We start from the raw sequence: 12,160 nt of genomic DNA, 5'->3' as shown, positions 1-12,160 counted from the left end.
GCGCGCGATAAATCGCGCCGCTACAGAATGTGCATTAGAGATGAGATTTAAAGTCGTGTCGTTTCCTCCTGATATAGATCATCTCTTTTTATTGCAAAGACATTCTGCACATTCTTCATTTTTAATTTTTCGCCGACGACCAACACCTTCTCATGCCGGATAACGGTTTCTTCAACAGGTGTCTGAGAAGACGGTTCTTCTTTTATCGTTTTGAACTGCGGATGATAATTCTCAAACTTCTCACTAAATTGCCACGCCCTTTTATTCGAGAACTTTCCGGCATTTTCCGCAACGATAATACGGAATGGGTTATACTCGCCCGGTTCACTTTCTTCCGGTAAATTATTGGTCTGCTCCGGATTTTTTTGTACCGAAAAACTCTCCTTACCAAGATTATCCCAGTTAGTAATAAAAACGTTATCCGGCGATTCCGACTCCGAGAGACTTTCAACCCCGGAATCCGCCTGTTCGGACTCAGACAACGTAGCACCGGGCTTATTTTTCAACTCCACCGGGCATGGTGTTGTTTTTTCGGGATAACAGGCCCACAAGTTATTCAGGCTGAGTTTCTCCTTGCCAGATTCTTTTTCATTCTTCAATGTTCCTGCACTGAAAGGTGTTACCGCATTACCGGTTAACTTCACTGATCCCGGCACGCCAACCAGCCGCGGAAGCATAGGGGAATCCTTCATAAACCAGTGTTTATTGGTCGGTTGTAACTCTTTCAGCCCCTCGTTCACGCTGTGCTTTTTGCATTGATTGGTAGACAGGCAGGCACAGTTATGACCAATAAACTTAACCGCTTTCTTTATTTCCGTGGTTGCTCGTGCTGTAACAGGATTAAATAAGTGCCGGGTTATCCCGGGCGGCAATCGATAGACATTAGCAAAAGACATACAGCCTCCAGATAAATACATCATGCGATGTGAATATACTTTTTAATCTACATGACCGTCGATCGCAACCTTGCCAATAAAGAAAAAGCTATATTTTTCATGGCATTATTACAACACCAAGTAACTAAGAACATTTTTAATTTCTTGAAAGGAATGAAGAAAAATAAAACAAATAACCGTTTTAAATACAGATAAAATATTTTCTGAATTTTCGATTTAACGGTGTTAGCACCATCCCTGTGCTACCGATAATAAAAAAGGCCGCAGCGAAACGCTGCGGCCTGGATAGGATACTTACAGATAGCGGCACAGATAAGACGTTGGCTCAGCCACCTGCAAATGGAATTCGCTGTGGCCCGGCACGTTGAACACGCTGCCTGCTTCATACCACTTCCACTCGCTTTCACCCGGCAGCAGCACTTTCAGCGCGCCGCTGACCACAGTCATCTCTTCCGGCTGGCCAGTGCCGAAGGTGTATTCGCCTTCCGCCATTACGCCCACGCTTGCGCGACCAATGGTGACGCTATCGAAACCAATGGACTTCACTTTTCCGTCAAAATACTCACTCACGTTGAGCATATCACTTCCTCACAGCACATTAAGATAACAGGCAGATTACAAGGGAACTCGCTGATCTGTCACGCGAAATGACAAAAGGGATCACAACTTGTGATCCCCATGCATTAAACGATCAATTCCGCAGCCAGCTTGGCAACCAGCACGTTGGACAACAGCACCGGAATGCCCAACATCTTTTGCAGAAAATCACGATGCTTCTGGTGATAACCGATGCAATCGAGCACCACCACATCAGCCCCCTGCTCCTGAAGCGACAGCCCCGCCTCCACCAGATCCGCCTGTTGCGCCAGATAGGGGCTGGCTACCGCAAAACACGGCGGCGTACCCAGATTGCGCCACTTATTGGCCTGTTCCGCGATCTGCTCCTCAACCGGCACCACAATCCCGACTTTGTGCCCATGCACAATCGCGCCGACCAACGGCGGGATAATACGATCCGGCTCCAGCAGCAACGCTTTATGGGTTTTCAGCGAGCCAAATTCGCCAGTGCACAGCAGCAGGATCGTGTTGTAACCCTGATCCTCGAGTGCATAGATCTTCTGCTGCAATCCCTGCTCAACCTGATGCGCCGACAGACGCACCTGCTGCCCATCCAGCATACGCGACACCAGCACTTTCTCACCGGCAACTGGCGTATAGTGCTGCTCCACTTCCGCAAGGGTGAGGCCGTCAAGCAAACCGGCGTGCTCCACCTGCTCTACTGGCAGATGGGCCTGCAACAGCGGCAGAATGTCGCTGCGCGGAGACTGACCGATGGTCAGGGTAATCAGGGATGTTTTCATACTTATGATTTCCGGGAACGCAGATGGCTGAGGCTACCATACAAAGATAGCAGCAGTGCGTACTCCTGCGCGTCATAGAACTGGCAGGTTTCGCGGCCAAACTCTTTCGCCACTTCCACGGCAAACTTCACCGTGCTGGCGATGTCCACTTCGTGGCTGGCTCCGGTTCCACAACCTGGCACCACCGATTCCGCGCAAATTGCCACACCCACCACCGGCACATCGGTCGCGGTTGAAGGTTGCAGGATACTGTTGAGGTGATAAACCCCGTTACCGTACGGCGTGATGTCCTGGGTGGTAATCGGGAAAGTTACCGCCGGGCGACCGCTGGTCATCTCCATAATACGCAACAGATCTTCCGACACGCGCAGGATGTAACCCTCTTTCACCGTCGGCGACAGCGCATAACCTTTGTAATTGAGGATACGGTTGCCTTTGGTGGTATCGATGGAGAGGATGGCATCCACACCCGCCACCACTTCGTTATCGTTCATGGTGACATCGTCGATCGGTGAATCCATAAAATCCACCGGCTCATGTGGACGGGTCGGCGCATCCGGGCAGATATGGGTGGTGATGATCACATCCCCGGCCAACACATCGCCTTTGGTCTGCATCTGCGCCAGCTTCAGCGCGCTGCTGACCGCTGCCACAGCACCGTCGGCGTCCGACACCATGCCGATGCGCGTCGGGCGCGCACCGATACCGCCCAGACGGCCAATGATGCCGAGCGTTGGGGCGCTGCCGCCCTTGCTTTTACCCTGTGCCCCCGGAATATCGATGCGCACAAAGTCGGTACGTCCTTTCGGGCCGCTGACGCGTTTGGTGCTGGCGCTGACGCCCGGATAGGCGGCGAACAAATCAACCACCTGCTGACCATCGACGAAAGCGCTATCGAGTAACTCAAAGACTTGCAGTGTCTGCTGTAAACTCATGTTGGATTCCCTGATTATTTCTTACTGCTACTGGCAAAAAGTGAATGGAAGAAACTGTAGAGCGCATCTCCGGCGATAAAACCTGCCGCCATCACCTCCATCGGTGACCGGCCACGCTCGCCCCAGACGCGCAGGATCAGAACGCGTAGCGCAATCCCTACCAGCACCGCCCATCCGGCAGCCGCGTTGTTAATCAGCAAGCCGGTCGCCAGCAGAACGCCAAGCTGACGCTTCGGTCCACCAATCAACTGAATGATCGCACCAGGAATGGCCCACATCAGCAGGCTGCCTGCGATACCCGGTTCTGCACCGGCCTGAATGGTTTTGGCATATACGCGCGCCACTGGCGGCAGCAGGTTCTCTGCGAAGAACAGGTTATGGGCGTACCACACCACCGGAATGGCGATCACAAAAGCGATCATCGCGGCAATCAGCTGGATGCGACGCCCCCATAGCTCCTGCTGCACATCCGCGCCGTTACCACGCAGGATAAAACCGGCTTTCAGGTCGTAGCCCATATCCGCAAACGCCGGGCCGGTAGCGGCGGTAAAGCCACACAGCAGACACAGCGCCAACGGCGGGAAGCCGAGTAAAATACCCAGGATTAAGGTAATCAGCGCCACAGCAAACGCCGGGAACCAGCCGGAGTGCATCGCGGCAATACCGACAATCAACTCATGCACAAAGGCAGCAAAGGCGGCATAGACGATAAATAACACCAGCATCGGCAGGCCCATCTGACTCCACAAACCGCCCGCCAGCGCCAGTAATGCCGAGATAACGATGTAACCAACGGTGCCGAAACCGAGCGAGCGCTTCACTTCGCTGTCGCTACGGCTGACATTGATCGCCTCATTGCGACCACTGCGGATCACCTGCACCACCTGAATCAACGCCACCAGACCGGCACCCACCATTACGCCGTGGGGGATATACAGCGCGTTGATATCAATGCCCGCCACTGGCTGGGAATAAGCACGCAACAGGAAGCCAACACCGAGCATCGTCAGCGCCCAGATATTGCCGATAAACGCGGTGCCAAATGCCGACATCGGGATCTTCAGCATCGAGCCGACAATCCCGCCGACAATCCCCACCACCAGCAGCCACGCCTGACGGCCACCTTTGTCACCGGCTTTGATCGCTTCGGCGGCCGCAACGCCCGGCGGCCAGGCGTTGCTGGCCGGGAATACGCGGGTATCAAACAGGCGATAGAGCAGATAAGCATCCAGCAGCATCGCCGCGCTGACGCCGACAAACAGCGGCAGCACCAATTGTGGTTCACCCAACGCCCAGGGCACAGCAATCGGCATCAGCAAACTGTTGGCAGCACCAAAAGTGGCGGAAGAGATGGCCGTTTGCGCCAGGTTCTGCACTTCGACCGAACGGTAGCTTTGATACCATTTCAACGGAATACGCGCCAGTAGCATGGCAAAGAGCGCGCCGATAATTGAGGTATTGGGGGTGACCCCGATGGTCGTAATTAATTGTACGCCGATAATTGCGCCCGCAACGGACAGCAATACCAGCATTAAACCCACTCCGAGACTTTTTATTGGATTGGTGTGACGCATGTTATTCCCCGTAAATTCACCCTGGCGAAAACGTGATTACGCACCGCCCGACACGCGGGACGGCGGTATTGAGTTAAATAATCATTCCCTGACGGTTGAAATAAGCAGGCCCGAAGGCCTGTTATTTCCCTGGTGTGGCGCGAAATATTACGCCGTAAAATCAGGCACCATATTTTTCGGCCATGATGGCCGCAGTGGCGCGTAATTCATTGAGCAGCGCTTCCGGATAACCCGGGGCTGCTTCCTGTGAAAGAAATGAGAGACAGAGCGCGACACTTTCGCCGCGATGTTTATTGGTGACAGCAACCGCCATCGAACTGATGCCCGGTAACGTTTCATTGCGTGCCAGCGCCCACCCCTGGCGACGAATAGTGGCCAGCTCGGTACAAAGCGCATCAACATCCAGCGGAGAGTTAAGTGAGGCGGCATGCCACTCGTCGGCAAAGCGCGCCCGAACTTCTTCATCGCTGCTTTGTGCCAGCAACACGCGACCGGTGGACGTCCCCGCCGCCGGCATCCGCGTGCCCGGAGGGGTAATCAACTGGGTAAACAGGCGTCCGTGATACATACGCATCACAAGGATATCGTGCCCATCCAACACCGAGATATACCCCATGCATCCGGTGCTGGAGGCCAGGCGCGCCATCGCGCCCGAAGCACTATCCACCAACGGTGTGGAGAGATAATGCCCCGCAACCGACAGCAGTACGCGACCAATATGGAAGCAGCGGCTGTCTGGATCGCGTTCCAGTAACCCCTGACTTTCCATCGTCGCCAGTAGACGGGAAACGGTACTTTTTGGCAGTTCTAATGCCTCAACCACCTCGGTGAAGGTGAGGCCGGGATGCCCCTGCGTCACGCCAAAGCGCTGGAATAACTTAAGCACTGCGGCGGCATTTTCGAGTGTGGTCATAAAAGTAGTTTCACTATCTGGAACTGAGTTCCTGAGTCAATACCCCGAAATTAAAACGTCAGGTTTTTGTGGTCAAGCGCAAATTTTGTACCAGCAAAAATGGCAGGAAATTAAGGCAGCATAAAATGAGGAATAAAGTAAAAACTGAGTGATTTTATCAGGCAGAGAGAATTAAGCGCAGAAAAGACGATAACTTTCTGGCCGCTTTGCAGCGAATTCACGGGAAGAGAAAAATATGGTTAATAACGGCAAGTCATTACTGGCATCCTTGCCAGCCGATATTACTCTTTTTCCACATCTTCATAGCGATTTTTGGCATCCTGCGCTTCCGCTTCAGTTTTATGTTCGCTAATTAGCGAGTCCGGGCGTGGATGATCGGCGCGTAATTCGTACCAGGTGACGGTATTGCCCGCCGTGCCTTTTTCAACGGTGACGATGCGGGCCTGGCGCGGGTAAGGTGGTCTTGATGGCATATTGCCCTCCTGGGTAACTCAGTTATCCAAACGGACAGCAGTAATCCCCTGTCCGTTTTTAAGTATAGACAACGAGGATCACGATAATTTACGGAGCGGCGCGATTAATCGCGCGGGGTTTAAAAGCGCGCGATTTAACGCGCCGTTACGGGGAATTTGCAGACGTTAGCTGGCACGCGCCAGAGAAAGGGATTGCAGGATCGCTTCCACCACCAAATCCGGCGACTGCATGGCATTCACTTCATGGTGCGCCGCCTGATGGTAAAGATGCGCACGCTGACGCAGGATATCGCCCATCTCTTCGGCAATCGGACGGCCGGTTAAGGTCGGGCGTTGCGCCGCTTCTGGCTGACGCACCAGTCGGTCGGCCAGCACCGTTGAAGGCGCATTCAACCAGATAACCTGGCCATGCTCACGCATAAAGCGACGATTCACCTCGGCCAGCACCATACCGCCACCGGTGGCAATGATTGTACCGGGCGCAGTGACCGCCTGAAGCGACTCGCTTTCGCGCGCGCGAAAGCTATCCCAGCCTTCAGCCGCCACGATTTCCGCCACGGTACGCTGAGTGGTGATTTGCAGGTGATGGTCGGTATCACGAAAGGCGTAACCGAGCGCCTGCGACAGCGCCTGGCCAATGGTGGTTTTACCGCAACCGCGTGCGCCGATCAGATAGATGGGTAATGACATCCTGGCTCATCCTCCGCCGTGTTTTGCCGCACGGGCATTGTCATCAGGTCAATATTGCGTCGCATGATACCTGGATTTCATTTCATCAGCCACCGGCGAAGCACGATTTACGCGTATCTTGCCCATACAATCTCATATCTATATAATTAATAAAGGAAAAATCATGCGAGTTTTGTGCATCCGCAAAAGTGTAAGTTCGGGCAACATTTGCTTACCAGCGCGTTGATTTACTTTCTGTCATCCCGCCCGCATATAGTGGGATAACTCGCAAACGGAGGTTTACCATGCAGAGCGAAGAACAACAGTTAATTGAAAGCCTGTTCAGCCGTCTGAAACAGGCTGAGAGTCAAAGTGGCCCGCGTGATGCGGGCGCAGAGCAGTTAATCAAACAACACTTGCTGTCACAGCCCGGTGCACCTTATTACATGGCGCAGGCGATCCTGATTCAGGAAGCCGCGATGAAAAAGCTCAATGCGCAAATCGGTGAGCTGGAGAATCGTCTGGCGCAGGCGCAGCAACAGCAGCAGGCACCGCAGCAGAGCAGCGGCGGTTTCCTCTCCAGCCTGTTTGGCGGCGGTTCACGTCCGGCGGCACAACCGCAGCAACAGCAACCGGTGTGGAACAGCGCACCACCCCAGCAGCCGCAATATCAGCAGCCGCAGTATGCCAGTGCTCCAGCGGCGCGTGGCACCGGTTTTCTCGGCGGTGCATTGCAGACCGCAGTGGGTGTGGCCGGTGGTGTGGTGATGGCGGATATGTTGACCAGCCTGTTCCATCATTCGCAGCCGGAAGAGATTGTGAACATCATCAACGAGCCAGCGCTGCCACAAGTTGATGACAATCTTGATACCTTTAATGGTGTCAACGACAGCAACAACGCGTTCCTGAACGATAATACCAGCGGCTGGGATAACAGCTTCGCCGACAACAATGACTTCAGCGATTTCGGCGGCAGTGACGATTTTAACGACGACGACAGCTTTGTCTAACGCCGTTGACGTAACCATTTATCCAGTTCATTAGCAAACTGCTGGCGGTCGCGTGGGCTGAGAGCCGACGGGCCGCCGCTTTGAATCCCGCTGGCGCGCATGGTTTCCATAAAGTCGCGCATGGTTAAGCGCTGACGAATGGTATCCGGCGAATAACGTTCACCACGCGGATTCAGCGCCGCCGCCCCCTTCTCCAGCACCTCCGCTGCCAGCGGAATATCACCGGTGATCACCAACTCACCCGGCTCAACGCGTTTGACAATCTCGTTATCAGCCACATCAAAACCTGCCGCAACCTGCAAGGTTTTCAGCCACGGTGAAGGTGGCACGCGCAGCGGCTGGTTAGCCACAAAGGTCACCAGGGTTTGTGTGCGTTCTGCGGCGCGGTACAACACTTCTTTGATGACATTGGGGCAGGCATCAGCATCAACCCAAATCGACATAATGGATCCTTTCTTACAGTGAATGGGTGTGATCTTGCCGTTCTGCGCCAGAATGGCAAATTTAATTTGATCGCGCCGTCCAGCCACGTAAGCTAGCCGATACAGAAAATTGAACCATCTTAAGGATCACGCAATGCTGGAGAAGAAAATCGGGTTTATCGGTGCCGGTAATATGGCAAAAGCGATTATCAGCGGTCTGGTAAACAGCGGGCAGATCGCCCCGGCCAATATCCTGGTTTATGATCGCAAACCGGCAACCAATCAGGCTCTGGCGCAGCAGTATGGCGTGACGGCGGCAGAGAGTGCCGAAAGCCTGGCAGCGGAAGTCGATATCCTGTTTGGCGCGGTGAAACCCAATGTCATTCTCAAAGTGCTGAAGGATCTGGCGAGTCAGCTAAAAAAAGAGGCGCTGGTGGTGTCGATTGCCGCCGGAGTGACGCTGGATTCGCTGGCTGCCGTGCTGGGCCACGATCGTAAAATCATCCGCGTGATGCCGAACACACCCTCGCTGGTAAATGAAGGGATGACATCGGTGACACCGAATGTGCTGGTTGAGCAGCATGAAACGGATGAAGTGGTGGCGATTTTCGAAAGCTTCGGTAAGGCCGCAGTGGTCAGCGAATATCTGATTCACGCGGTGGTCGGCGTCAGCGGTTCAGCCCCGGCCTACGTGTTTATGTTTATTGAGGCGATGGCCGATGCTGCGGTACTGGGCGGCATGCCCCGCGCCCAGGCCTATCAATTTGCCGCGCAGGCAGTTAAGGGGTCGGCGCAGATGGTGCTGGAGACCGGCAAACATCCCGGTGAACTGAAAGATATGGTGTGTTCTCCCGGCGGCACCACCATTGAAGCGGTGAAAGTGTTGGAGGAGAAAGGCTTCCGTGCTGCGGTGATCGAAGCGATGCAGCAATGTATGAAGAAATCCGATGCGCTAAGTAAGCAGTAATTTAGCCCCTTCTGTCGTAGCGGCACGATTTATCGCGCCGCTACGACATTCGTATTTAACCTTGATGTTCTTCAAACAGCGCTATTCCCTGCGCCATTGTCATCGGCTGCTGCATCAGTTCTACCAGCGCTGCCGTCAAGGTATACATGCCCGCTGAACAAGCTGCCGCCAGCTTTCCCTGCTGCCCATAAAAGGCGATAAAACGCTTGTCCTGTAATGATCCCAGTAAACGGTATTCATCCCATTCTGTGGCATGTCCCAGATATTCGTAGCGCGTGCCGTAGTGTGCGGTCCAGAAAAAGGGCACACGGTCAAACAGCTGGCGTTGCCCCAACATGTTCAGAGCAGCAATTCGACCCTGTTGCTGCGCCACCCGATAGTGCTCGATACGCAGTGGCCCATTTGGCGTGGGATAACAGGCAATATCACCCGCTGCCCAGATATTTTTCGCCACCTGTAGCTGACTATCCGTGGTCAGGCTGCCATCTGCCTGCATTGCCAGATCATGGATAAATCCGGTAACTGGCTGAATACCGGTTGCAAACAGCACCAGACCTGCCGTGAGTTGCTTACCATTTTTCAGCGTGATGGCTTCAACGTGTTCAGTACCGATCAGCGCCTGCGGTTCCCCCTGCACCATCTTCACCCCATTTCCGGTGTGCAGTTCGCGAAAATATTGGCCAATTTCATCACCAAATTGTTTAGCAAACGGCAGTGGGTGACGCGCCAATACGGTGACATCAACATCCCGGTTTCGCAGCGCGCCCGCCAACTCCATACCAATGAAGCTATTGCCAACAATCACGATCTGATGGGTTTCATCAACATCCTCCAGCAGCGACGCGGCCTGGCTGAGCGAGTGCAACAGGTGAACACCAGGCAAATCCCGTCCAGGAATGTCCAGTGGCTGCGCGCTACCACCGCTGGCAATCAGGAGCTGATCAAAGGGCAAGGTCTGACCATTGGAGAACGTCAACTGTTGCGCCGCACTGTCCAGCTCCACCACGTTGGCCTGAATACGCTCAACATGCCCCAGCACATCGTCTTTCAGTAAACGCGGCACCTCTTCGATAGCCATTTTTCCCGCCGGGACAAACTTACTTAACGCGGTACGATCGTAGGGTGCCTCAGCTTCGCGCTCAATCAGAACCAGATGCCCGGTGAAGCCTTCGTGTCGCAGCGTCCACAATGCTGCGCTGCCTGCCGCCCCCGATCCCAGCACTACGCAAACCGGTTTTTCTCGTTCAGTCGCAGGCAGCGTTGCTGAGGACATGGCTTTGGTGTTGACCCAGACCTGCCCCTGTTCGATACGTACCGGATAGTTTTTCAAATCCGCCAGAGCCAGCGGCTCACGCATCCTGCCATCTTCAATGCCAAACACCGCCTTATGCCAGGGGCACACCAATTCATCTCCGCATACCGCCCCTTGTTCGAGTGGTGCGCCAGCATGGGGGCATTTGGCTTGCAAAGCATGGACACGATCACCTTCACGGATCAGCAAAATATCTTTGTCACCGACGGTAAATTTGGTCGGTTTATGTTGCTTAAGCTTTTTCAACTCAACGACAGATTGATAGCTCACGTTTGGCCTCCCTTAACTGTAGTCAGGTGCGATGCCCTAAATCCCTACAAACAGTAAGTTTGGCAAAACCTGATAATTTGGCGGGCTGATATTAAAGAGAGACGGGTAACAGTCTGTTAAGCAGAGGTTTTTAGCAGGAAATAAAAAATAGCGGCCCTCAGACCGCTATCAGGAGATTAACTTTTTTTCAGGCACGAACTCATAAAGGTTTTACGTGCATCGCCGCTGAGTTTTTTATCACCCGCTTCGGTGTTACAGGTTTTCATCTTCATTTGCTGCGGCGTCATGCTGCCCATTTTGCTGTCTTTTTTCAGACAGTCGCTCATAAAGCTTTTACGCGCATCACCTTTCAGGTTTTGCGATGACGCATGTTGATTACACATGGTCATTTTTTCCTGCTGCGCCGTTTTCTCTGCGGCACCCGCAGTACCCGCTAACAATAAGCCCGCAGCCATCATTGCCATAAAAAACGATTTCATTGCATCTTCTCCATAGAGTTATCGCCTGATAAGCCTGGCATGAGATAAGCAAAGCAGAAATAAATATAATGAAATACGCCTGTGGCGATCACAGGCGTTGAGAAAATCATATGCGGGGATGGTTAAGCAGTTTTTCAACGTAATTACGTAGCAACAGGGCATCGGGAGACGTTTCTGGCTCGGTTGCCGGTGCCATCGCGTTTTCAATACCCAAAGTAATCCCTTTTAATTGTTCCGGCTCAAGTTTGCGTAACAAGGCCGTAACCACAATTTCCAGCGCCTCAACCTGGACCACTAATTCTTTAGACTCTTCTTCTTTTTCAGCCAGCTTAAGCAGGAGTTCCGCAATCAGATTTTTCATGCGACCAACTCAATTAGTTGAGGGAAATGCTGACGTTAGCATTGAGCAGAATAAAACAACAGGGATTTTTATGCGATCCTGTTAACTCAGTTAAAAAAGGCGGGAAAGAAAACTTGATGCAGGATTTTATTATTAAGCGGCGAAACGTTTCTCTGATAAATAATGCTTTTGTGAAACGTTTCGCGCGCTATAGCAGCAATTAACCCGGGAGGTTAATGGCTTATGGCCCCATAAATCCGCGACCCGGACCGCCACCGTGGCCACCCCAACCGCCGCCCCAACCACCACCGCCACCCGGAGGCGGGAAAATACAACCGCTCAGCGCGGTCACCAATGCCACAACGGCTGCGATTTTAACAATACGGACCATAATTACCTCAGGATGGAGAAATCGCGCTGAGTGTATGAGTCGCCAGCGCGCCCGACAATACAGAATTCTCCGCAACCCGGCGCTATTCATCTCTGCTCACCATGCTTAACAATTTACTGGCACTACGCCAGGAGAAAACCGACAAAGG

Annotated in this window: 15 protein-coding genes; 2 read left to right on the top strand and 13 right to left on the bottom strand. The window is 53.2% G+C overall.

Annotated elements, in window-relative coordinates:
- Nucleotides 1–47 precede the first annotated feature (47 nt).
- The 8 genes from AC6I8T_RS04680 to aroL form a co-directional block, all read right to left on the bottom strand.
- Nucleotides 48–896, bottom strand: a complete 849-nt coding sequence (locus AC6I8T_RS04680) for a hypothetical protein (RefSeq protein WP_208724937.1) — start codon at nucleotides 894–896, stop codon at nucleotides 48–50.
- Nucleotides 897–1,190: 294 nt separating this feature from the next.
- Nucleotides 1,191–1,475: a pyrimidine/purine nucleoside phosphorylase gene (gene ppnP, locus AC6I8T_RS04675; protein WP_021185889.1), complete on the bottom strand. Its 285-nt coding sequence runs from the start codon at nucleotides 1,473–1,475 to the stop codon at nucleotides 1,191–1,193.
- A 104-nt stretch (nucleotides 1,476–1,579) separates the two neighbouring features.
- Entirely contained in the window at nucleotides 1,580–2,257 is a 678-nt protein-coding gene (locus AC6I8T_RS04670; RefSeq protein ID WP_208724936.1) for an AroM family protein, read from the bottom strand.
- Nucleotides 2,258–2,259: 2 nt separating this feature from the next.
- The gene (locus AC6I8T_RS04665) at nucleotides 2,260–3,192 is read right to left on the bottom strand and encodes a DUF1177 domain-containing protein (RefSeq protein ID WP_208724935.1); all 933 of its coding nucleotides are present in this window, start codon (nucleotides 3,190–3,192) and stop codon (nucleotides 2,260–2,262) included.
- Between the two features lie 14 nt (nucleotides 3,193–3,206).
- Nucleotides 3,207–4,766: an OPT/YSL family transporter gene (locus AC6I8T_RS04660; RefSeq protein ID WP_208724934.1), complete on the bottom strand. Its 1,560-nt coding sequence runs from the start codon at nucleotides 4,764–4,766 to the stop codon at nucleotides 3,207–3,209.
- A 160-nt stretch (nucleotides 4,767–4,926) separates the two neighbouring features.
- Entirely contained in the window at nucleotides 4,927–5,679 is a 753-nt protein-coding gene (locus AC6I8T_RS04655) for an IclR family transcriptional regulator (protein WP_021185893.1), read from the bottom strand.
- A 281-nt stretch (nucleotides 5,680–5,960) separates the two neighbouring features.
- Nucleotides 5,961–6,152: a YaiA family protein gene (locus AC6I8T_RS04650; protein ID WP_021185894.1), complete on the bottom strand. Its 192-nt coding sequence runs from the start codon at nucleotides 6,150–6,152 to the stop codon at nucleotides 5,961–5,963.
- 165 nt (nucleotides 6,153–6,317) lie between these two features.
- A complete protein-coding gene (aroL, locus tag AC6I8T_RS04645; protein WP_021185895.1) occupies nucleotides 6,318–6,842 on the bottom strand; it encodes a shikimate kinase AroL in 525 nt (174 codons plus the stop codon).
- Nucleotides 6,843–7,126: 284 nt separating this feature from the next.
- On the opposite strand from aroL, the gene AC6I8T_RS04640 reads away from it, so the two are divergent.
- Nucleotides 7,127–7,831 (top strand): DUF2076 domain-containing protein, encoded by a 705-nt coding sequence (locus tag AC6I8T_RS04640; protein WP_021185896.1) that lies wholly within the window; start codon nucleotides 7,127–7,129, stop codon nucleotides 7,829–7,831.
- Here the strand turns inward: AC6I8T_RS04640 and AC6I8T_RS04635 are convergent.
- Nucleotides 7,828–8,274 (bottom strand): YaiI/YqxD family protein, encoded by a 447-nt coding sequence (locus tag AC6I8T_RS04635; RefSeq protein ID WP_021185897.1) that lies wholly within the window; start codon nucleotides 8,272–8,274, stop codon nucleotides 7,828–7,830. The genes AC6I8T_RS04640 and AC6I8T_RS04635 overlap by 4 nt on opposite strands.
- Nucleotides 8,275–8,407: 133 nt before the next feature.
- On the opposite strand from AC6I8T_RS04635, the gene proC reads away from it, so the two are divergent.
- The gene (gene proC / locus AC6I8T_RS04630; protein WP_208724933.1) at nucleotides 8,408–9,220 is read left to right on the top strand and encodes a pyrroline-5-carboxylate reductase; all 813 of its coding nucleotides are present in this window, start codon (nucleotides 8,408–8,410) and stop codon (nucleotides 9,218–9,220) included.
- Nucleotides 9,221–9,275: 55 nt separating this feature from the next.
- Here proC and AC6I8T_RS04625 read toward each other — a convergent pair whose 3' ends face one another.
- The 4 genes from AC6I8T_RS04625 to AC6I8T_RS04610 form a co-directional block, all read right to left on the bottom strand.
- On the bottom strand, nucleotides 9,276–10,802 hold the full coding sequence (locus tag AC6I8T_RS04625; protein WP_208724932.1) for an FAD-dependent oxidoreductase: 1,527 nt from the start codon (nucleotides 10,800–10,802) through the stop codon (nucleotides 9,276–9,278).
- A gap of 176 nt (nucleotides 10,803–10,978) precedes the next feature.
- The gene (locus AC6I8T_RS04620) at nucleotides 10,979–11,281 is read right to left on the bottom strand and encodes a PsiF family protein (protein WP_208724931.1); all 303 of its coding nucleotides are present in this window, start codon (nucleotides 11,279–11,281) and stop codon (nucleotides 10,979–10,981) included.
- Between the two features lie 106 nt (nucleotides 11,282–11,387).
- The gene (gene iraP, locus AC6I8T_RS04615; RefSeq protein WP_208724930.1) at nucleotides 11,388–11,642 is read right to left on the bottom strand and encodes an anti-adapter protein IraP; all 255 of its coding nucleotides are present in this window, start codon (nucleotides 11,640–11,642) and stop codon (nucleotides 11,388–11,390) included.
- Nucleotides 11,643–11,862: 220 nt separating this feature from the next.
- Complete coding sequence (locus tag AC6I8T_RS04610; RefSeq protein WP_497833538.1) at nucleotides 11,863–12,012, bottom strand: hypothetical protein; 150 nt, start codon at nucleotides 12,010–12,012, stop codon at nucleotides 11,863–11,865.
- Nucleotides 12,013–12,160 lie beyond the last annotated feature (148 nt).

It is taken from the genome of Pantoea sp. X-Soil-OKNW-556 (assembly GCF_059730695.1).
This window is presented reverse-complemented; position numbering and strand designations above follow the sequence as displayed.